This window comes from Gelidibacter sp. (assembly GCF_053579655.1).
On sequence record NZ_JBMDWE010000004.1, the window covers coordinates 55,461 to 77,545 of the forward strand.

The following is a 22,085-nucleotide window of genomic DNA, read 5'->3' on the forward strand; positions in this document are numbered from 1 at the left end:
ATTGCCGCAGAGGGGCAAAATATCAATAGCAATCACATAGATAGAATTGAATGAGTCCAAGAGGGACGCTATATTAATTTACATAGACAATTGATAAATTGTGTTCCGTTTATCTTATTGAGATCCTTCGACAAGCTCAGGGTAAGCGACTAGCACATATTTTCCGAAAAGGAAAATATGCAATTTAGATTTAGACTTGTCAGTTTTGAGACCCTTCGACAGGCTCAGGGTAAGCGACTCACACATATTTTCCGAAAAGGAAAATATGGTTCGCTGCTTACATACTTTGCGTGTAATAATTATAATCCTTTAAAATCGTATCAATAAATTGAACATCATTCCCATTAATTGCCTTAACACCTATAACTTCGGTTATTTTGTTGCGCAACTTAATCAAGGTTTGATAATCGTTGGCTGATTTTGCGGTGGTAAAAGTGTCTTTTATAATGCGAGCATCGTTATCGGAAAGCTTAATTACGGTTGGATAGGTCGGTCGATAATCCTCACTTAAATCCTCTAAAATGGTATGGCTGATATTCACTTTGTCTTTTAATAAAATAACCGCGGTTCCCGCTGCCATATCTCCTAAACGTTGAGATCTTTTACTAAAGAGAATAACGAAAAACCCCAAACCTAAAATATAAATATCCACAATCCTAAAAAACCAGCGCACTACATAATCGGCGAGCGATGCTTGATAGCCATCAATCTTCACGACTTTTATTTTCATGATTTTCTTCCCTATGGTCTGTCCTTCCATTAGCGCTTCCAGAACCAGCGTATAAAAAACAACTGGCAAACCAAGTAAAGTGTTGATGCCAATTTGCGACCACTGATCCATATCCTCAAAAGCACCAACCGTCATATTCAAAATTGTGATATACCCTATCTTAATCAGCATGTCAATCACAAAAGCCAACAAACGTTCGCCCACGCCAGAAGCCGTAAAGTTAATTTTCACATTTTGGGTGGTGTTAATTTGTAACTCTGACATATTATAATTTATTTTAACAACTGTATGAGAGAAGTTGCATTTATTAAGCAAAATAAGGAAAAATGGCTGAGTTTTGAAACTGCCATTTTCAATAACGATTTTAAAAATCCGGATGAACTCGCTTCACAATACATCCAATTGATTAACGATTTATCCTACGCGCAAACTTACTACCCCAAAAGTAAAGTAATTACCTACTTAAATCAATTGGCGGCCAAGGCTTTTCAGAAAATATATAAAACCAAACGCGAAGACAGCAACAGAATCGTCGCTTTTTGGAAAACGGAAGTGCCTTTAATTATGTACCAATACCGGAAGTTCGTCTATATCGCCTTTATCATTTTCACGCTTTTCACTATGATTGGTGCTTTTTCAGCCGCCAATGATGGCGAATTTGTCCGCTCTATTTTAGGCGATGAATATGTCAACATGACTTTAGAAAACATTGAGGCTGGCAATCCTGTGGCAGTTTATAAAAGCGGCAGCAATTGGGGAAGTTTTATTGGGATTACCGTAAACAATTTACGCGTTGGTGTGATTGCTTTCGTTCTGGGTATTTTCGGCGGACTCGGTACGGTTTATATTTTATTCAAAAACTGTATCATGCTCGGGTCTTTCCAATACTTTTTTCATGAAAAGGACGTTTTTTGGGAAAGCGTCAGAGGCATTTGGATTCATGGTGCCATGGAAATTTTTGCCATTGTCATATCAGCAGCGGCAGGATTGATATTAGGAGCAAGCATTTTGTTTCCTGGCACGCATTCACGATTCACTTCGTTTAAAGAAGGCGCCAAAACAGGCGTCAAAATATTGATCAGCACCTTTCCTTTTACTTTTTTCGCCGGATTTTTAGAAGGTTTCATCACAAGATACTCTCAAGAAATGCCCAAAATGATTTCCGTTGGTATTATCTTGGTCACTTTAGGATGTATTAGCTACTATTATCTCATCTATCCGTTTGTTTTAAAGAAAAAACTCGACGCACAACTGATCCCACAATCGCTTAAATGAAATTTAACCTGACGCTTATTTTTATGGCCTGCATGTTTCTGCTCAATGTGAATACTTCACTTTGGGCAAGTTCTACTATGCAGCAACCACAAACTGAACGTCAATTTAAAGAGGGTTTTAAGGACAATTATTCAGGCAGAAAGTACAATTACGAAGGCAAGGAAGAAGTGCGCTCCGCCTCATCAAAACATGGCGATCCGTCTAAATATTCTGAAAACAAACCGTATTCAAAAGAGGACAATAACGCAAATGATTTTTCATTCAACTTCAATGCGCTCAATTGGTTGTTCATTCTTATTCTGATTGTTGCCGTCGGCTATTTAGCCTACACGCTTTTAAATGATGGGAGCAGCAAACTATTTTCTTCAAGAAATAATGAGAAACTGAAATCTTACGGCGAAATCACTGCTGAAAACATAAAGCATGCCGACATTAAAACCCTTATCGCTAATGCCGAAAACACCAACGATTATCGATTGGCCATCCGATATTATTATTTACTGGTTTTAAAACAATTGACCCTCAAAAACTTCATTAAATACGCCGATGATAAAACCAACGCCGATTATATGAATGCGATTGCCGCTGAAAAATTCAGCAAGGATTTTGCCTATACCTCCTACATTTATAATTATACCTGGTATGGCGAGTTTGCATTGGATATGAAGCAATACCAATTGGCCAAGGCTAGTTTTGTTCAACTTATTAAAGAGATCAACTCATGAACAAAACCTTAGTTACCCTACTCGTCATTGCAGCAACCGTCATCACGATTGCCATCACAATCGATTACAGCAATAATCGCACGGTAGATTGGGAAGAAAGTTATAATGAAAAAAGCAACAAGCCTTACGGCGTCAGTGTGTTTTATAAAGAATTATCGAAGTTGTTTGAGGATCAGAAAATGAAAACCATTTACTATACGCCTTACAACTATTTTTATGCGAATTCAGAAGATGGCTATGGCGACCACGTGGCAGAAGGAAATTTTATATTAGTCGGTAATTCCGATTATTTAGTGGACGCAGATATAGAAGAATTACTCCTTTTTGCAGGCCGCGGAAACACCATTTTCATGTCCGACTACACTTTCCCACAAACTTTATTGGATACTTTGAATTTAACCGTAGATAGCATTAAAAACAAAGACATTATTGCAAAACTGAACTTTAATAATTCGAGTTTAACATCTAAAAACACAACCATTGATAAAAGTGAAAGCTCTGCCTATTTCTCGAAATTTGTAGCCAACAACTATAAAGCTTTGGGCTATGTGAACGATGACCCTAATTTTACCAATTTTTTGGAAATTCCTTTTGAAGACGGAACCATCTATTTACATTTAGAGCCGAGAGTCTTTACCAATTACAACATCTTAAAGGATCAGCGCTACCTTTATACGGAAGGCGTACTCTCCTATTTACCAAACGAGACGATCTATTTTGATTCCTATACCAAGTTTTTCGATTCCTACTATGGCGATGCTCAAGAAAAATCAAATTTGAGCTGGTTTCTACAACAGCAATCCTTCAAATGGGCTTGGTATTTGGCTCTATTTCTAACTTTATTATTTATGGTTTTTAATGCCAAACGACGCCAACGCATCATTCCGATTGTAAAACCATTGGAAAACACAACCGTCGGATTTGTAAAAACCATTTCCAATCTCTATTATGAAACACAAGATCATAAAAACCTCATCGATAAGAAAATTACATATTTTTTAGAGAAGATACGATCCGATTACAATTTAGACACCACCAATTTAAACGACGAGTTCATTACCAAACTCTCTCAAAAATCTGGAAAGAAGAAAGAATCCGTCAAAAAAACCATTAATTTCATCAATTGGTTACGGACCAAGAATGAGTTTTTTGAAGAAAACCTTTTGAAACTCAATAAACACATTGAAGAATTTTACTCATAAATACATGGAAAATCAAGACCCTTTTGAAGGACTAACACCAATAGAATCCACACCAATTCCAGAAATCATTCAGGAAGAAACCTCGGAAGACATTCAATTTACCAACCGCCTCGACCTCTCTGAACTGCAAACAAATGTGCAAAAGATCAAGGAAGAGATGAGCAAGGTTATCGTTGGCCAATCGGATATGTTAGATATGCTGATGGCCTCTTTACTCGCCAAAGGCCATTCCTTAATTGAAGGTGTCCCAGGTGTCGCGAAGACGATTACGGCGAAACTGATGGCGAAATCCTTAAGCGTTGGATTTAGCCGAATTCAGTTTACGCCCGATTTAATGCCGAGTGATATTTTAGGAACCTCTGTATTCAATTTGAAAACGACCGAATTTGAGTTTAAAAAAGGCCCTATTTTCAGCAATATGATTTTGATTGACGAAATCAATCGAGCACCGGCAAAAACACAGGCTGCTTTGTTTGAGGTTATGGAAGAACAGCAAATTACCATTGATGGTAATTATTATAACCTGGATTCTCCATTTATGGTTCTGGCCACCCAAAATCCGATTGAACAAGAAGGCACCTACCGTTTGCCCGAAGCGCAACTCGACCGGTTTTTATTTAAGATTGAAGTGCGCTATCCCAATCTAGAAGAGGAAATTGAGATTTTAATGCGCGAGCACAATTTGCAGGATCGTGTCAAAACAGATGCCATCACACCATTTTTAACGGCGGAACAAATCATCAAATACCAAGCGCTCGTAACGCAAGTATTAGTAGAAGAGCATTTGTTAAAATACATTGCCGATTTGATTATGGCCACACGAAACAATCAATTTTTGTATTTGGGCGCTTCCCCAAGAGCCTCCATTGCCATCTTAAAAGCCAGTAAAGCTTTTGCCGCCATGTCAGGACGTGATTTTGTAACTCCTGAAGACATTAAACGCGCTGCCATCCCTGTATTACACCATCGTGTGATAGTAACTCCAGAAAGAGAAATGGAAGGCATCACGAGTACCGATGTGATCAAACAGATTATTGAGAATGTTGAGATTCCGAGGTAGGGTTCAGTTGGCAGTTTTCAGTCTTCAGTTAGCAGTCGCAGTCTCAGTTTTCGGTCAGCAGTTGGCAGACTTCATGCTTCTTGCTTCCAACTCCAAGCTTATTAAAAACATTCGTTAACCCGCCTGAATGGACGGGCAGGTTCATGGCAAAAAACAAATTATAAACTTGAAATTCCTTAAACCCTTTTACCTACAGCCTCGGTTTTTTTATAGTGGATTGTTCATTATAACCCTGTTTGTATTCAGTTATTTTGTTCCGTTTTTATTTGGAGTTGCGCAACTCTCCATTTTGGTCGTGCTAATGTTATTTTTTTTGGACGTTATCATTGTTTTTTTTGGTGGAAATAAAATTGTCGGCCATCGTATTTTGCCTGATAAGTTCTCAAATGGCGATAATAATCAAGTCGAAATTAATATTGAGAACAATTACCCGTTTACCGTCTATTTGACTGTAATCGATGAAGTGCCTTTTCAATTTCAAGTGCGTGATTTTAATCTGAAGTTAGAAATCAAAGCAAAAAATACTGACCGCATTGCCTACAAGCTCAAACCTACAGAACGGGGCGAATATCACTTTGGAACGCTTAATATTTATGCCTATACAAAAATAGGCTTGGTTGCCAAACGTTTCCGTTTTGACACGAATGCGATGGTGCCCACCTATCCAAGTTTTAAGCAATTGCGCAAATTTGAACTCTTGAATGTCAATAATACCTTGCAGGATTATGGCGTTAAGAAAATCCGACGCATTGGTCATACCATGGAGTTTGAACAAATCAAGGACTATGTCATCGGCGACGATTTACGAACCATTAACTGGAAAGCGACCGCCAAAAAGAACAGTTTGATGGTCAACCAATTTCAGGATGAAAAATCACAGCCCATCTATTCCATCATCGATAAAGGCCGTGTGATGAAAATGCCTTTTGAAGGCTTGAGCTTATTGGATTATGCGATTAACGCCACTTTAGTAATCAGCAGTATTGCTTTAAAAAAACACGATAAAGCTGGCATGTTATCTTTTTCCAAGAATGTCGAAAACATCGTGGTCGCCCAGCGCCGGAATTCACAAATGCGATTAATCCTAGAATCGCTTTACAATATCAAAACTGATTATTTTGAAAGTGATTTCAGCCGATTGTATGCCAATATCAAACGCAATATTACACAACGAAGCCTCATTCTCCTCTACACCAATTTTGAAACTTTAGACAGTTTAAACAGACAATTACCTTATTTGAAAGCGATTGCAAAAAACCATCTGATTGTCGTTATTTTCTTCAAAAATACCGAATTGAACAGCATTGTAGACGAAAAAGCAGCCACCATTCAGCAAGTTTACGACAAAGTTATTGCCGAAAAATTCGCCTTTGAAAAGCGACTCATCGTTCAGGAATTGAAAAAATATGGCATCTACTCTATTTTAACGACGCCTGAGAGTTTGACCATTGATACGATTAATAAGTATCTGGAGATTAAATCGCGGGGATTGCTTTAGGTTAGTTGGAAGTATTCAGTCTTCAGTTGGCAGTCTTCAGTCGGCAGTCGTCAGACTTCATGCTCCGTGCTTCAAACTTCTAACTTTCCAAAAAACATTCGTGCTGTCGTGAAATAATTTTCCATTCTATCGTATCTTCGTACTTCATGCTTCGAGCTTCGTGCTCCGAACTTCAAATTATAACGACATGAAAATCTATACAAAAACAGGCGACAAAGGCACCACCGCTTTATTTGGTGGCACAAGAGTCCCAAAACACCATATCCGCATTGATAGTTACGGCACGGTTGACGAACTGAATTCTCATATCGGTTTGATTAGAGATCAAAATATTGATCAACATCACAAAGAAATTTTAATGATCATTCAAGATCGCTTATTTACGGTTGGCGCTATTTTAGCAACCGATCCAAATAAAGCCATACTCAAAAGTGGCAAAGAACGCTTGAACATTCCAAAAATCTCTTCAGAGGACATCCAACGATTGGAGAACGAAATGGACCTGATGAATGAATCCTTGCCAGAAATGACACACTTCGTGTTACCCGGCGGACATCAAACTGTGTCATTCTGTCACATAGCGCGCTGTGTGTGCCGTAGGGCCGAGCGTTTGGCATCGGCACTTAATGACGCAGAGCCTTTTTATCCGGAGACATTAATGTATTTAAATCGGTTGTCAGACTATCTATTTGTGTTGGCACGAAAGTTGTCTCATGATTTACACGCTGACGAAATTCAATGGATTCCTCAAAAAGAATAGCAGGGTTATTTGGCAGTTATATTTTTTTTGATGACCTGTTAAGAATCAAGAAATTATGTGATAATTATACGTTCTTTTTATTAATTATGAAATAATTCATTTTTTACTTGATTTAATGAACAAAAAATTTATTTTTGCAAAAATTTAAATGAATAACAAATGTATTGGACACTAGAACTAGCATCTTATTTAAGTGATGCACCTTGGCCAGCCACCAAAGACGAATTGATCGATTACGCTATCCGTACTGGTGCACCTTTAGAAGTGGTTGAAAATTTGCAAGCTATTGAAGACGAAGGCGATTCTTACGATTCAATAGAAGAAATTTGGTCAGATTACCCAACCGATGAAGATTACCTCTGGAATGAGGATGAATATTAGATAAATCTAAAGAATAGTTAAAAAGTCTCCTCAAGAGACTTTTTTTGTGCGCTATTTTTTAATAAACCTAGCACAAACCGTATATTTGTGAGCCTTAAACGGTAAACACAGCATACAAACGACATATTTATATTAATGCACACTGAGCTTGTCGAAGTGTAAATAAGAACACCTTATGAGTTTTTTAGATTCAGTATTAAAGGTATTTGTTGGCGATAAATCCAAACAGGATGTCAAAGCCATCACTCCTATTGTAGAAAAAGTTAAAAGCTTCGGAAAAGCTATGGAAGCCTTATCGCATGACGAATTAAGGGCAAAGACCGATTTTTTCAAAGCGAAGATTGCCGAAGCACGACAACCTTTTAATGAGACTATTGAAAAACTTCAAAAAGAAGCAGAAACCACAGAAGACATTGATGAACGTGAGGATATTTATCTTAAAATAGACAGTATTAAAGATGATATCTATAAAGTTACAGAAGAGGTTCTAAACGATATTTTACCAGAAGCCTTCGCAGTTGTTAAAGAAACCGCAACACGTTTTGTAAACAATTCTTCGATCGCAGTAACCGCAAGTGCTTTTGACCGTGCAGTTTCTGGAAGAAAGGATTATGTGACCTTAGAGGATGACGTAGCCATTTGGGCAAACTCTTGGGATGCCGCCGGAAAACCAATTACTTGGGACATGATTCACTATGACGTGCAGCTTATTGGTGGTGTGGCACTTCATCAAGGTAAAATTGCCGAGATGCAAACTGGAGAAGGTAAAACCCTTGTGGCGTCACTTCCAATGTACCTCAACGCCCTCGCCGGAAAAGGCGTGCACTTAGTTACGGTCAACGATTACTTGGCCAAACGTGATAGCGCGTGGATGGCCCCTATATTTGAATTTCACGGCATGAGCGTGGATTGTATTGATTACCATCAACCAAATTCCGCAGCACGTAAAAAAGCATACAACGCCGATATTACTTACGGAACGAACAACGAATTTGGATTCGATTATTTGCGTGATAATATGGCACATTCGCCTGACGATTTAGTACAACGTCCGCACCATTACGCCATTGTGGATGAGGTGGATTCCGTTTTAGTGGATGACGCTCGTACGCCATTGATTATTTCTGGGCCAATTCCGCAAGGCGAACGTCATGAATTTAATGAACTAAAACCGAAAGTTGATGCTATTGCAGCCGTTCAACGTCAATATTTGACTGGCGTTTTGGTGGAAGCCAAAAAACTGATTGCTGAAGGCAATATGAAAGATGGTGGTTTTAAATTATTACAAGTTTACCGAGGGATTCCTAAAAACAAAGCCTTGATCAAGTTCTTAAGTGAAGACGGGATCAAGCAACTCCTTCAGAAAACTGAAAATCACTACATGCAGGATAATAACCGTGAGATGCCAAAAATCGACGCGGATCTGTACTACGTGATTGACGAAAAAAATAATCAGGTTGAATTATCCGATAAAGGTGTTGATTTCCTTTCTGGTAACGATGATCCGAATTTCTTCGTGATGCCAGAAATCGGAATGGAGATTTCAAAAATTGAATCTCAAAACCTTTCTAAAGAAAAAGAAGCGGAAGCTAAAGAAGAATTATTCAGGGATTTCGGTATCAAATCTGAACGTATCCACACCTTGAACCAATTATTAAAAGCTTACGCCCTATTTGAAAAAGACATTCAATATGTGGTCATTGACAATAAAGTCATGATTGTTGATGAGCAAACAGGTCGTATCATGGATGGACGTCGCTATAGCGATGGTTTGCACCAAGCGATTGAAGCCAAAGAAAACGTAAAAATTGAAGCTGCTACCCAAACTTTTGCAACGGTAACGCTTCAAAATTACTTCAGAATGTACCGCAAATTAGCGGGGATGACAGGTACTGCTGTTACTGAAGCTGGAGAGTTCTGGGAAATCTACAAATTGGATGTGATTGAAATTCCAACCAACAGACCTATTGTTCGTGATGACCGTGAGGATTTGGTTTACAAAACCAAGCGCGAAAAGTACAACGCCGTTATTGATGAAGTCACTAAATTATCGGAATCAGGTCGTCCAGTTTTAATTGGAACAACCTCTGTTGAAATCAGTGAGTTATTAGGTAAGATGTTAACCTTACGTAAAGTGCCTCATAATGTATTGAACGCGAAACTCCATAAAAAAGAAGCAGATATTGTTGCTGAAGCTGGAAAACCAGGACAAGTAACCATTGCTACCAACATGGCGGGTCGTGGTACGGATATAAAGTTAATAGATGAGATTAAAAAAGCAGGCGGTTTGGCCATTGTAGGTACAGAACGCCATGATTCGCGTCGTGTTGACCGACAGTTGCGTGGTCGTGCCGGACGTCAGGGAGATCCAGGAAGTTCACAGTTTTATGTGTCTTTAGAAGATAATTTAATGCGATTGTTCGGAAGTGAGCGTATTGCAAAAATGATGGATAGAATGGGCTTACAGGAAGGCGAAGTCATTCAGCATTCTATGATTTCAAAATCCATTGAGCGTGCACAGAAAAAAGTTGAAGAAAATAACTTTGGTGTCCGTAAGCGTTTATTGGAATATGATGATGTCATGAATGCCCAACGTGAAGTTATCTACAAACGTCGTCACAATGCGTTGCATGGCGAACGTTTACGCGTCGACATTGCGAATATGATTTATGATACTTCAGAAAACATTTCGCAAACCAACAAAGCTTCAAACGACTTTAAGAACTTTGAATTTGAACTGATTCGTTATTTCTCCATGAGCTCGCCGATTACAGAGGCAGAATTCGGCAAAATGTCAGATCAGGAAATTGCTGGAAAAATATACAAAGCAGCTTTCAGCCATTATAAAGAAAAAATGCAGCGTAATGCCGATATGGCTTTCCCTGTGATCAAAAACGTTTACGAAACACAGCGTGATAAATTCAAGCGTATTGTGGTGCCGTTTACTGATGGCGTTAAGAATTTACAAGTCGTTACCGATCTTGAAAAAGCTTATGAAACCCATGGTAAACAGTTGATCAATGATTTTGAAAAGAACATTACCTTGGCCATTGTTGATGATGCTTGGAAAACGCATTTACGCAAAATGGACGAATTGAAACAATCAGTTCAGTTGGCAGTCCATGAGCAAAAAGATCCGTTGTTGATCTACAAGTTTGAGGCGTTTGAATTGTTTAAGGTGATGATTGACCAAGTGAATAAAGATGTGATCTCCTTTTTATTTAAAGGTGAATTGCCATCAGAATCCACGGATGCCATTCAGGAAGCACGTCAAGTACGTTCTAAAGAAAAACTAGAAACCAACAAGGAAGAAATCCCGAATTTGGACGAGCGCTCTAATCAAAGCAGGGCTGCAGGCAATACACAACGTCAAGAAGTGGTAGAAACCATTGTACGCGACAAACCAAAAATTGGTCGTAATGAGCAAGTTACCATCAAACATGTATTGAGTGGTGAAAACAAATCTTTAAAATACAAACAAGCAGAGCCTTTATTAGCTAAAGGGGATTGGGTGTTGACTGAAGAATAACAAATTCCTGCGGAGGCAGGAATCTCGTTAATAAAAAATCCTGATATCATAAGATGTCAGGATTTTTTTGCGTTTTAAGACCTTCAAACGATTAGTCTACATCTTTAGTTCTATTGTTAAATTTGAACAAGCAAATATTCCGCTATTGCGTTGACACAACTGTGAATTCCGCTTCATTTATTTCCACACTAAACTTAACATTTGCTTTTAATGCTCCAAAAACTTTTAAAATAGTTTCTATCGTAACATTTTTTGTATTTCGCTCCAATTTTGAAATTTGTGATTTCTGTACGCCGATTAATTCGCCAAGCTGCTCCTGTGTGAGTTTGCGTTCTTTTCGGACGGATTTTATCATATCTCCCAAAACTTCCAGTCGGAGGTCAAATTCATATTTATCACGTTCCTTAGTTCCAATTTTACCAATGTCTTGGTCCTTCATTTGATCAAGCGTCATCATTTTCATTTTTCTGTTTTTTGCATCCATAACATTACTCTTTTTGGTCAAAATATTCTGCTCTAATTTTTATTGCTTTTTCAATATCAGCTTTAGGGATTTTATCCGTTTTCTTAACGATTCCGTGAGTAGAAAGGACGAGTGTTTCAACTTTATCACTTTTGTCCCAAAATGCGAGAAGTCTGAATTGAAGTTTGTTGTATTTTGTTCGGAATTCCCAAATGTCTCCGCTTAACTTTTTGAACAATTTAGGATCATTTTCCAATTTCGATTTGTCTAAATTATAATAGATCTTCTGTTTGGTTTTAGAGTCTAAACTGGCCATAAAGTCGATTGCTTGATCGAGGAAGACAATTTCAAATTTTGGTTTCATTCAGTTCATTTGTTCGTTTTAAATAACAAATATACACCTAAAAGTTGAACTATATGGAAACTTTTGACGCGTTTTTTGCTAAAGGCAATTAGGGTGATAATGCAAAAAAGACCTCACAGGTTTTTAAAACCTGTGAGGTCTCTTGAATAAAAAAAATCCTGATAACATAAGATGTCAGGATTTTTTGGTTTTGTGATTTCTCTAATCTAAAATTGATAGATACAAAAGAAAGTGACTACATCGTAAAGTCACGATAAGCAATCTCGTCATCTAACTATAAAAGTGGTGTGCTTTTTAAATTGATCAAACCCTCTTTAGGCCCGTTCAATGGTCTTTTGGTACGTAGATAGCGATTGACATTATACGCGTCATAATTTGGCGCATCCTTATCAACACTATTTATTTTAACGCGGCCGGCAGAGTGAATAAATTCATTATTACCAATCCACATGCCTACATGCACTACTCGTTCTTTAGTTGAGTCCGTTGCTTTAGTCCCAAAAAACAATAAATCTCCAGGAAGAAGATCTTTAAAATTCTTAGTATCATCAATTTGCTCTCCCGTGTGTATTTGCTGTGAAGCGTCTCTCGGCAAAACAATTCCATTTAAGAAATAGATAGTTTTAGTAAAACCGCTACAATCCACACCTTTTGGCGACGTTCCGCCCCATAAATAAGGCAAGCCCATCAAACTCTTTGAAGTGGCTACCAAATTTTCTTCCGATGGATCAGCTTGTGATATCCACGAGTCATAAAGCTCAGCTTCATTTTTATTGATAAATGCAATCCTTTGATCAGGATAAGAAACTTTGTAAAAACCTTTCTCCTCGCCTAGAATCTGTAAAATCCCCCCTGCCACAATATCAGAAACTACTTGTGATGCTGTATTAGGTTCAGAATAACTGCTCCCGCTGATGTTCGTATAAATCAATTTAGGCTCCTTTTTCCATTGCTCAAGTTCGGCTTCGGTAATCGGTTCAACGCCACCATTGTCAACCCACGATAAATAATGATCTGGGGTTTGGATTAATAACCAACTTCCATCGTTTTTCAAAATTTTTACCGGAGTTCCTAAAGTAGCCTGAGTAGCCAATTCAGCCGAATGTTTTGGCTGACTTCTCAAATTGGCCACGGATATGGTTACCAAGCCTCTTGTTTTATCGGCCAATTTGGCTGCTGGCAAAAGCTGAATACTATCTACATATTCAATTTTAGCATTTTCAAGATTACTTTTCAAAGTCGCCACCGCATCTGGCAAATTGCTTTCGCCTTTTAAAATGTATGCGTTACCGCTTTTTTCTGCATTGACATCAAAGAGAGCAACTCTTTTATCTGGAGCATATTGGGTTTTAACAACTTCTATTTCATCGGTCAAATACTCCTTGTTTTCAACTTTGTCTGTGCAACTAAGCACGCCTCCAAGAAGTAAAAGGGAAAAACCTAATTTTGCTATTTTCTGTGCCATTTCTATTTTGTTTTTAAAAACAGCAAAATATAAAATTATACCATTCTTTTATAGATTCTTAACATACTTTTTAAACAGATGCTGTTGTTTATGAAGTTTACTTTCTAAAAACACAACAATACACCAAGAACTGCTACATAATTAGGTCTTCAAAATGGGTTTGTAATGACCGAAAGATTTTTAAGGACTCGTCTTTATTTCATGTTAACTTTTAATTGGCACAGAACCGTCAATCAAGTATTTGGAGTCATAATATTTTCATTCCAAATTTTCTCCTTATTTTTCAATAAACTTTCAACTTGAAAACCCAGAATGTCAAGGTCAAAGCATCTAAAAGCCGAAAATGGCTTAAAAGGACTCTTGTGACCTTAGCCATTATTATTTTTCTCCCCATCACTCTTTTTACCATTGGCTGGCTTAATAGAGACCGTATCCTTAATATGTTGCAGGAGCGTTACAGCGAGAACGGCACAGGCACTTTGACCATAGGAAAAGTAAACGCTAGTTTTTTAAGCGGATTTCCAAACGTTGGTTTTACTTTAAAAGACATCCATCACACCAATAGCGATACTATTACAGATCAATTTTCGACACTTCAAATAGAAGAAACCAAATTAGTTATTGGCGCTGGAAAACTTTTGCGTGGCGATTTTGCATTTAAAAGAATTGCTATCAAAAACGCCGTATTTTCTTCTGAAGTAATTTCAAAAAGAACCTTGGCCTATCATGAGCAATTAAAATTAGATCGGCCAAAGCGCAAAGGATTTCAATTTCCGGAATGGCTCAATAGGGAAGGTGCGTCTTTAACACTGGATAATGTAAAATACATTATGAAAGATCAAGTTTTAAACAAGAACTTCAACCTTCACATTCACAGCATCAGAAGCAACTTTAAAGGTAATGATCAACAAATAAATGGTACAACCAAACTAGATATAACGGTTAACAACTTAGGATTTAACACTCAAAACGGTAGTTTTTTTAATGGTGCACATGTTACGGGAAATTCAAAATTCAATTTCGACATAGATAATAACCAAATAGACATTCCTGTTTTCCCTCTCCAGATTGATCATCAAACATTTCAGCTCCATGCCACTTTTGACTTATCTGAAATCAGCGCCTATGTGTTCAATTTAGAAAATTCACAAACTGATTTTAAAGCTGTTAAAGGTTTACTTACGAATAATCTATCAGATAAACTGAAAAATTATGACATTCAAAAGCCTTTTAAAACCAGTGCTAAAATTGCAGGTAATTTTGCCTATGGCAACGATCCGGATATTACGGCTACATTCTCCACCACCAATAATGACGTTGTCATTGCGAATAAATTTCATTTTAAGAACACGTCTTTTAGCGGCAATTTTACTACTGATATTTATGAGACGGATAGCTTGAGAATTTTAAAGAAGTCAACCAAGGACTTTAAACTTTATTTTGACAGCCTAAATGCCATCTTAGATGACATAAAGGTTGACTTCCGTGATTCTTATTTTCAAAGCACGCCTGAAGCCTTAAATTTCATAAATGCAAATCTGCGTTTAAATGGCAGCAATGCCACTTTAGCTTCCATTATTGACACGGATAATTTTGATTTTAAAGGTGGGAAATTTAATTTGAACACCCATATTGAGGGCGATATTCCAAATCCGTATCAGTTTTTAAATAAAGCAACTGGCGAATTTAATTTAAACGATACCCACGTCGTCCTAAAGAAAAACGGGCTTCAGCTGCCGATACAGTACATCGCCGTGTCTTTACAAAAAGAAAACGCCTTGTTAAGGGAACTAGTCATCAAATTATTAAATGGAGAAGATTTAATATTTACGGGAAGCCTAAAAAACATCTCCGGACTGCTTTCCAAAACTCCAACCCTTCCAACCACAAGCCAAATCTCAATACATTCTAAAAACCTAAACATTAATGATCTGCTTGTTATGGCGAAAGAATTTGTGCCAAAATCCAATGAAAAAATTGACGATCGCAAAGATTTACACGAAACACTTGAAGCTATTTACAGCCAATTTCATCCGCAGTTTAGTATCGATATCGCTGAGTTAAAATACAATAACGTCAGTATAAATGATCTAAAATCGAATATTGAGCTCATCGATTCTGAAACCATTTTGCTGCGTAATTTCAACTTCAAATATGATGAGGCCATCACACATCTGAAGGGCAAAGTTAGAGTACATGGCCCACAAAGCAACTTAAATGATGCCATCTATTTGAATGCTGAAGCGACTTCCAGTGGTCCAATAAAGGTTTTTAAAGACTTATTCAACATCACACTTTTCAGAATAGATTCAGGCGACTATAAATTCAATGGACAAATAAAAGGCAATATCAAGCAGTTTAATGAACTTTTGAACAGCGCTCAAGGCGATTTAAATTTGAACCATATAAATCTCTATTATGAGCCGGCAGAGATGGAGATTGCTATTGATTCTTTATCTCTAATCATTGATAATTCAGAAATTCTTCTCAAGCAATTTAATTTGAAAATCGACGAACTTCATCATATTATGCTCGATGGAAACATAAAACAATTTCCTAATATCTTATTGGATGAGATTCAAGATCCTGGATCTGTGTTTTTAAAAATTACCGCCTCTTTTATGGATGGTGATGAATTATTGGCTACCGTCAATTCGTTTAAAAACGAAGAGAAACCTAAAGCCAAAAAAAGCAAAAAGGCACTGCATACCATATTTAAAGACATCAATAGATTTAATCCGGAAATTGAACTGGACATCGATTCTCTAAAATATAAAGTTTTGATTACTGAGAATATAAAGGCTCAAATCTATTTTGAAAATGATTCCATTCTGAAATTGAATTATTTGGATTTACATTACAAAGAAACCGTAGCCAATATCTACGGCGAAATTAATGCACATTCAAGTCAAACAGAACTTCTAAAAAACAATCCGTTTGACCTCGATTTTTATGTCAAGGTCAAAGGGAAATCCGAAGATTTAAATGACTATTTAAAAACCACAAATTTTGTATTTAAGTCGGGCGATTTTGAGTTCTTTGGAAATTACAAAGCCCAATCCAAAGATTTGAAGTTATTAAACTCTGAGGGATTTGGCGATTTAAAAATCGGCGGCACTATGGTGCATTATAAAGCGGCCAACCTTCAAATTCCTATGGATAGTTTACATATCGAAATAAATAATGATTTAGCGACGCTAAAAACACTTGATATCAAATTGCCTGGAAAAAGTAAAGTCTATTTTTCGGGAGCCATTGATCATTTTTCTGAATTTATAAATAATGGAAATGACCTCAACAATCACAGGTCCAATTTTTCCGTCTATGCACCTTATATCGACACTTTCAACATTAAGGAGTTTTTAGAGCAATCGACAATTGGAGATCCGGACAACAAGTCTTTTGACCTTAATAAGTGGAAAGAATCCATGAGAAAGATCAACAAGTCATTTTATCCAAATGTTGTCATCGAAATAGACACCTTAAAACATGAGCGATTGATTATTACTGGTTTTGAATCCGCGCTTTTATTTGATAAGAATGGAGATTTCAAAATTGATGATACGCAGCTTGACTATTATGGTGGCTCCATAAAAATGGATGTTTCTGTGGGAATAGCCACTGAAAACAAAACGCCTGTTGTCATTGACATGATTGTCAATAACATGGATCTGCACGAGATTCTGATCAGCTTCGATTATTTTAATAATGACGAATTAAGAGCAGCAGACAGCATTCAAGGAAATTTAAATTTCCAGATAAAGGGATATGGAAGTTTAGATATGGAAGGAAAACTAAAGGTGAATTCCTTGAACGGAATTCTACAACTGGAACTGAAAAACTTCGCACTTTACAATTACAAACCCCTCATGGAAAATGTTCCGTTGATGAAAGCCGAACGCTTTAAAAATCTACAATTCAGACCCATCGTTCAAACTTTTGAAATTAGAAATGGCAACATCAGCATTCCCCAAACAGAAATCCAATCGTCAGCCATTCATCTGTTTGCTGAAGGTAATTTGAAGCTTGATGAATATATGAATATCTGGTTATCTGTACCTTGGCAAAACCTTAAAAGAAATGATGGTTTGTCGCTACCCGAAAAAAAAGCATATAAAGACGCGGGGGCAAAATTCTTTGTCCAATTTCTTCAAGATAAAAACAATAAAAATGTTAGAAAACAAAAGCTCAAAGTCAAAATCAAATTAGGAAATCGGAAATTGAGAAAGATGCAGGAATGAAAAGACCTTTCAGGTTTTCCTCCTACGCTGAAGCTTCGGCGGACGAGTTAAAACCTGAAAGGTCTGATTTCACAAAAAATAAGTGATTATTATAAGCCGTTGTTGGTGTTTTCCACCAACAACTCACGTTCTATCAATTCAGAAATCTTTTTTATTTCACTCTCTTAAAATCCAGATCTTGATAATCATAACTAAAGTCAGTCAATGGCGAAATCGGACTCATTTTAAATCCGTTGGCTTTACCTTCAATATCCAAACTAAACGTCACGAAAGCATCTGCTTTAAGTGATGGATCATTCCAGCGCACGGCATATGTTGTGCCTTTATAATAAGACATGGTTCCGGTTAAATCCGAAAGCTTTTCAGCCCTAAAGTGAAGACTCTTGTTTTGTGTACTGATCACAACATCTCCAAACCAAGGATCTTGGTAAGTCCCTATATAATTGGAAGGGTTAGGGATTACAGTTTTGCTTTTAAGTTGTGCCGCAATATCTTTTTCCACCGCTGAAACAATACTGTCCTCCTTGCGTTCTCCAGCAAGGCGACGTTCATTATATTCCTTTATTCTATCTTTACCCTTAATACCAAAATAGCCATCCTTAAGCGTATTGGTAATCGCGTTAAAAGCCGCGCCACTTTCCTGATTAGTCAGTACAATCATTCCCAAATTAAGTTCAGGAAGAATGACCACTTGGCTCACAATTCCTAATAAACCACCTGTATGCGTTGCCTGAAAGTAACCATTGACATCACTTAAAAAGAAGCCCAATCCATAGGCTGAAAAGTGTGTATTGTAAGGTCCTCTACCAGCGCTAACAAGCGTTTGAGGTGTCAACATTTCACGATATGTTGCTTTACTAAAAAGACTGTCTTTAAGTTGCGTACCATATTTCCCTTCATCCAAAAGCGCTTGTACCCACTTGCCCATATCATTAATTGACGCATATATTCCTGCGGCTGGCGTTGCAATTTGAGTAAAAGTATAGCCTGTAATTTCCAGTTTTCCTTTTACCGGCGCATGACCATCAATACGATTGGCATCGGCATCGATTATAGCCATAGAAAGTAAGGAACGATCCATGCCTAAGAGCTTAAAAAAGTTTTCTATAATGTAGTCATCATAGGTTTTATTAGAAACGCGAGCCACAATTTCGCCCGCAATAATGTAAAGTAAATTGTCATAATCAAACTGTGAGCGGAAAGACGACACCGGTTTTAAATACCTCATATTATGAATCATTTCTGGCAAGGTGGTTGTATTTGTGGCAGGAAAAACCATCAAGTCACCGGCACCAAGCCCTAAACCACTTCTGTGCGTTAGGAGATCACGAACGGTGAATTCACTGGTAACGTAGGCATCGTGAAGTTTAAATTCAGGAATCACATCATTCACTTTAGTATCCCAAGTTAGTTTTCCTTGATCAACAAGTTGCCCCAATGCCGCCGCTGTAAAAGCTTTGGTATTTGAAGCCACACCAAAAAGTGTATTTTCGTTGACCGCTGCATTGGTTTTTATCGAGCGTACGCCGTAAGTGTTTTTATGGTAAAACTTACCATCTTTTAAAACCGCCACTGCCATTCCTGGGACGTTAAAAGTCTTCATCGTTTTCTCAACCAAACTATCAATTTGAGAAGTAGTTAGAACTTGTGCTTTTATTGAATGATTAAAATAGAGGAACAAAAAAGCTAGGGTAAAAGTTTTGAAAGAAATAGTGTTCATAAAAAGGATTTGAATGATTGAAATATCAGTTTTATTAAGGGGTTCAAGTTAGAAATTTTTGAGTTTAAAATTAAGAAGAAATCAAAAAAGAAAATAGATCTATAATCCCTTCCGACATTTATAATTACACTCCTGATGAACCGTTAAAATTAGAATAACAATTTACACTTTAGATGGCATACTTCACTTAAGCTGCCTTTTTTAATGATCTGAATTATTTGTAGGAATTTTGAATTTTAGAAACATTCTAAATGAGTTTTTTCGGTTGGAGAAACACCTAATAATGAAGACGCAAACGTCCATAAAAACAGCACATTAAAGAATATGAGCCCTGATTACTAATCTGTTAAATATTTCTTAATGCGAATTTTGATAAAATGTCTGAACCGGCCCTCATATTCTTTGGAATATTAATTCCAAATTAAATTCTATCTATCGCCAATACATGATATTTCTCATCTTTATACGAAAACCTATTGTATAAGTTTACCCTACAATTCATGATAATATGAAGTTCAAATACAAAATACTTCCAGACAAAGGATCCTCTTGGCGAACATTTGCAGTTTTTGCAATTGCTTGCATCATGGGAATGGGTTTTTTCCTGATGCGAGAAGCAGAAGTGGTCTCCTATTTATCAGATAATCCTCAAGCTTGTGTTAACTGTCACGTCATGACTCCTGTTTATAACAGTTGGATGCACAGTTCACATCGTGAATGGGTTTCCTGCAACGGATGTCACGTGCCACAAGACAACATTTTCAACTCCTATTATTTTAAGGCGAAAGATGGTTTATACCACTCGGCAGTTTTTACGGCACGAATGGAACCAGATGTCATCACCATGCGTCCCGCCTCAGAAGAAGTCGTACAAAACAACTGTATCCGGTGCCATATTCAGCAAGTTACAGAGGTTAAATATGACGGCTGGATTGAAAACCATAAAGAAAACCGTACCGATAGAGCATGCTGGTCCTGTCATCAAGAAGTACCACATGGTCGAATACATGGCTTATCAACAGTAAAATATAATATCGCCCCACTCCCTACCGATCAAGATGAAATGGTCATTCCGGAATGGTTAGCAAAAGAAATGGAAGCACAATAAACCGTAACAAATATGAAAAACAAAGTTCTCTTCGTCGTAACAATTGTAGTTGTCTTTTTATTAGGACTACTGGCGTCAAGCATCATTAACAGGAAAAGTGAGGCCAAATACAAATATGTTCCTAATGTGGAAATTGGTGAAAATGAGCCAAGAAATGAGGAGTGGGGCAAAAACTATCCGAGAGAGTATCAATCTTATATGCAAACCGCAGATACGTCCTTCCGTTCTTACCAAGGTGGATCGGCAACTGTTGATATGTTAGCAGAAGATCCAAGAATGGTTGTGCTTTGGGCAGGCTATGCGTTTTCAAAAGATTATAATCAAGGTCGTGGGCACTTTTATGCCATTGAAGACCTTCACAACTCTTTACGTCCTGGAGCGCCAGAAAACAAAGAAGATGGTCCAATGCCAGCGACGTGTTGGGCATGTAAAGGTCCGGACGTTCCACGTTTGATGGACGAACATGGTGTTGGAGAATTCTATGCCGGCACTTGGGCAGAAAACGTTTCAGAAGTGGTCAACCCAATTGGTTGTGCGGACTGCCACGATCCAGGGAATATGAAGTTGCGTATTACAAGACCTGCTTTGGTTGAAGCTTTTCAAGCGATGGGTAAAGATATCAATCAGTCAACCCACCAAGAAATGCGCTCTTTAGTATGTGCACAATGTCACGTGGAGTACTATTTCAACAAGAACAAACCTGGCCATGAAGGAACTAGTTATCTTACTTTCCCTTGGGAAAATGGATTTGCATTTGAAGATATGGAAAAATATTACGATGACATAGGCTTCTCAGATTGGACACACGCTATCAGTAAAGCGCCAATGTTGAAAGCGCAGCATCCAGATTACGAGATATTCCTTACAGGAGTTCACGCCGATCGTGGCGTTTCATGTGCCGATTGTCATATGCCTTATAAGAGTGAAGGCGGACAAAAGTTTACCGATCACCATTTACAGTCGCCTTTAAATAATGTGGCCAACTCATGTCAAGTTTGTCATCGAGAAGAAACTACCAAATTGATTACCAACGTTTATGACAGACAGAAAAAAGCCAATGAAAACAGAATCAAATTAGAGGACTTATTGGTAAAAGCACATATCGAAGCAGGAAAAGCTTGGGAACTTGGAGCAACAGAAGCACAAATGAAAGATATTTTAATGAGCATCCGTCACGCACAATGGCGTTGGGATTTTTCAGCGGCGTCTCATGGCGCTTCCTTCCACTCTCCTGTAGAAATTGGACGAGTATTGGGTAGCGGAATGGCCGAAGCTCAAGAAGCACGTGTGATGTTAGCGCGTCTTTTAGCATCTTTAGGACATAATGAACCTGTGCCAATGCCTGATATTTCAACAAAAGCAAAAGCACAAAAATATATCGGACTCGATATGGAAAAACTGAGAGCAGATAAAGAGAAATTTAAAGCCAACACTTTACCAAAATGGTTAGAAGAGGCCAAAGCCCGCGAAGCCAAAATGGGTTCCAAAAAAGTAGTGAGCGCCACTAAATAACAGCGTGCTTACCGATTGGTTTAAAATTTATTAAAGACTTTTTAAAGTCAGA

Annotated in this window: 16 protein-coding genes; 11 read left to right on the forward strand and 5 right to left on the reverse strand. The window is 37.6% G+C overall.

From position 1 onward, the window contains the following. Positions 1–277: 277 nt before the first annotated feature. Positions 278–994, reverse strand: coding sequence for an RDD family protein (locus tag ACOH2D_RS03465; RefSeq protein WP_449534368.1), 717 nt, complete (start codon positions 992–994; stop codon positions 278–280). Between the two features lie 24 nt (positions 995–1,018). Here ACOH2D_RS03465 and ACOH2D_RS03470 point away from each other — a divergent pair, with 24 nt between their 5' ends. From ACOH2D_RS03470 to secA, 8 genes are all read left to right on the forward strand, one after another. Continuing rightward, complete coding sequence (locus ACOH2D_RS03470) at positions 1,019–2,005, forward strand: stage II sporulation protein M (RefSeq protein ID WP_449534369.1); 987 nt, start codon at positions 1,019–1,021, stop codon at positions 2,003–2,005. Next, positions 2,002–2,730 carry a hypothetical protein gene (locus ACOH2D_RS03475; RefSeq protein ID WP_449534370.1) on the forward strand — a complete coding sequence of 243 codons (729 nt, stop codon included), beginning with the start codon at positions 2,002–2,004 and terminating at the stop codon, positions 2,728–2,730. The genes ACOH2D_RS03470 and ACOH2D_RS03475 overlap by 4 nt, the downstream gene beginning before the upstream one ends. Then, entirely contained in the window at positions 2,727–3,932 is a 1,206-nt protein-coding gene (locus tag ACOH2D_RS03480) for a DUF4350 domain-containing protein (protein WP_348036638.1), read from the forward strand. The genes ACOH2D_RS03475 and ACOH2D_RS03480 overlap by 4 nt, the downstream gene beginning before the upstream one ends. Before the next feature lie 4 nt (positions 3,933–3,936). Further along, a complete protein-coding gene (locus tag ACOH2D_RS03485) occupies positions 3,937–4,992 on the forward strand; it encodes an AAA family ATPase (RefSeq protein WP_449534371.1) in 1,056 nt (351 codons plus the stop codon). A 166-nt stretch (positions 4,993–5,158) separates the two neighbouring features. Further along, positions 5,159–6,490, forward strand: a complete 1,332-nt coding sequence (locus ACOH2D_RS03490) for a DUF58 domain-containing protein (RefSeq protein WP_449534372.1) — start codon at positions 5,159–5,161, stop codon at positions 6,488–6,490. Between the two features lie 187 nt (positions 6,491–6,677). Then, positions 6,678–7,250, forward strand: coding sequence for a cob(I)yrinic acid a,c-diamide adenosyltransferase (locus ACOH2D_RS03495; protein ID WP_449534373.1), 573 nt, complete (start codon positions 6,678–6,680; stop codon positions 7,248–7,250). Between the two features lie 159 nt (positions 7,251–7,409). Beyond that, a complete protein-coding gene (locus ACOH2D_RS03500; RefSeq protein WP_010177336.1) occupies positions 7,410–7,631 on the forward strand; it encodes a DUF2795 domain-containing protein in 222 nt (73 codons plus the stop codon). A 175-nt stretch (positions 7,632–7,806) separates the two neighbouring features. Further along, entirely contained in the window at positions 7,807–11,160 is a 3,354-nt protein-coding gene (gene secA, locus ACOH2D_RS03505; protein WP_348038153.1) for a preprotein translocase subunit SecA, read from the forward strand. 142 nt (positions 11,161–11,302) lie between these two features. Here the strand turns inward: secA and ACOH2D_RS03510 are convergent, their stop codons facing one another. From ACOH2D_RS03510 to ACOH2D_RS03520, 3 genes are all read right to left on the reverse strand, one after another. Beyond that, positions 11,303–11,644 (reverse strand): helix-turn-helix domain-containing protein, encoded by a 342-nt coding sequence (locus ACOH2D_RS03510; protein ID WP_348038151.1) that lies wholly within the window; start codon positions 11,642–11,644, stop codon positions 11,303–11,305. Between the two features lie 4 nt (positions 11,645–11,648). Beyond that, a complete protein-coding gene (locus ACOH2D_RS03515) occupies positions 11,649–11,987 on the reverse strand; it encodes a type II toxin-antitoxin system RelE/ParE family toxin (protein WP_348038149.1) in 339 nt (112 codons plus the stop codon). A gap of 274 nt (positions 11,988–12,261) precedes the next feature. Then, complete coding sequence (locus ACOH2D_RS03520) at positions 12,262–13,452, reverse strand: NlpC/P60 family protein (protein ID WP_348038147.1); 1,191 nt, start codon at positions 13,450–13,452, stop codon at positions 12,262–12,264. 299 nt (positions 13,453–13,751) lie between these two features. Here ACOH2D_RS03520 and ACOH2D_RS03525 point away from each other — a divergent pair, with 299 nt between their 5' ends. Next, a complete protein-coding gene (locus ACOH2D_RS03525) occupies positions 13,752–17,693 on the forward strand; it encodes an AsmA family protein (RefSeq protein ID WP_449534374.1) in 3,942 nt (1,313 codons plus the stop codon). A 151-nt stretch (positions 17,694–17,844) separates the two neighbouring features. Here the strand turns inward: ACOH2D_RS03525 and ACOH2D_RS03530 are convergent, their stop codons facing one another. Then, on the reverse strand, positions 17,845–19,413 hold the full coding sequence (locus ACOH2D_RS03530; protein ID WP_449534375.1) for a serine hydrolase: 1,569 nt from the start codon (positions 19,411–19,413) through the stop codon (positions 17,845–17,847). A gap of 508 nt (positions 19,414–19,921) precedes the next feature. On the opposite strand from ACOH2D_RS03530, the gene nrfH reads away from it, so the two are divergent. Together nrfH and nrfA are read left to right on the forward strand one after the other, a co-directional pair. Beyond that, the gene (gene nrfH / locus ACOH2D_RS03535; RefSeq protein ID WP_348036131.1) at positions 19,922–20,521 is read left to right on the forward strand and encodes a cytochrome c nitrite reductase small subunit; all 600 of its coding nucleotides are present in this window, start codon (positions 19,922–19,924) and stop codon (positions 20,519–20,521) included. Positions 20,522–20,533: 12 nt separating this feature from the next. Then, on the forward strand, positions 20,534–22,033 hold the full coding sequence (gene nrfA, locus ACOH2D_RS03540; protein ID WP_348036130.1) for an ammonia-forming cytochrome c nitrite reductase: 1,500 nt from the start codon (positions 20,534–20,536) through the stop codon (positions 22,031–22,033). The last annotated feature ends 52 nt before the right edge of the window (positions 22,034–22,085 follow it).

Bases quoted from the DNA above. Each gene is read 5' to 3' on its own strand.
- nrfA (WP_348036130.1), top strand. From the start codon at position 20,534: ATGAAAAACAAAGTTCTCTTCGTCGTAACAATTGTAGTTGTCTTTTTA.
- secA (WP_348038153.1), top strand. From the start codon at position 7,807: ATGAGTTTTTTAGATTCAGTATTAAAGGTATTTGTTGGCGATAAATCC.
- ACOH2D_RS03465 (WP_449534368.1), bottom strand. From the start codon at position 994: ATGTCAGAGTTACAAATTAACACCACCCAAAATGTGAAAATTAACTTT.
- ACOH2D_RS03520 (WP_348038147.1), bottom strand. From the start codon at position 13,452: ATGGCACAGAAAATAGCAAAATTAGGTTTTTCCCTTTTACTTCTTGGA.
- ACOH2D_RS03510 (WP_348038151.1), bottom strand. From the start codon at position 11,644: ATGGATGCAAAAAACAGAAAAATGAAAATGATGACGCTTGATCAAATG.
- ACOH2D_RS03500 (WP_010177336.1), top strand. From the start codon at position 7,410: ATGTATTGGACACTAGAACTAGCATCTTATTTAAGTGATGCACCTTGG.
- ACOH2D_RS03470 (WP_449534369.1), top strand. From the start codon at position 1,019: ATGAGAGAAGTTGCATTTATTAAGCAAAATAAGGAAAAATGGCTGAGT.
- ACOH2D_RS03530 (WP_449534375.1), bottom strand. From the start codon at position 19,413: ATGAACACTATTTCTTTCAAAACTTTTACCCTAGCTTTTTTGTTCCTC.
- ACOH2D_RS03485 (WP_449534371.1), top strand. From the start codon at position 3,937: ATGGAAAATCAAGACCCTTTTGAAGGACTAACACCAATAGAATCCACA.
- ACOH2D_RS03480 (WP_348036638.1), top strand. From the start codon at position 2,727: ATGAACAAAACCTTAGTTACCCTACTCGTCATTGCAGCAACCGTCATC.
- ACOH2D_RS03515 (WP_348038149.1), bottom strand. From the start codon at position 11,987: ATGAAACCAAAATTTGAAATTGTCTTCCTCGATCAAGCAATCGACTTT.
- ACOH2D_RS03475 (WP_449534370.1), top strand. From the start codon at position 2,002: ATGAAATTTAACCTGACGCTTATTTTTATGGCCTGCATGTTTCTGCTC.
- ACOH2D_RS03495 (WP_449534373.1), top strand. From the start codon at position 6,678: ATGAAAATCTATACAAAAACAGGCGACAAAGGCACCACCGCTTTATTT.
- nrfH (WP_348036131.1), top strand. From the start codon at position 19,922: ATGAAGTTCAAATACAAAATACTTCCAGACAAAGGATCCTCTTGGCGA.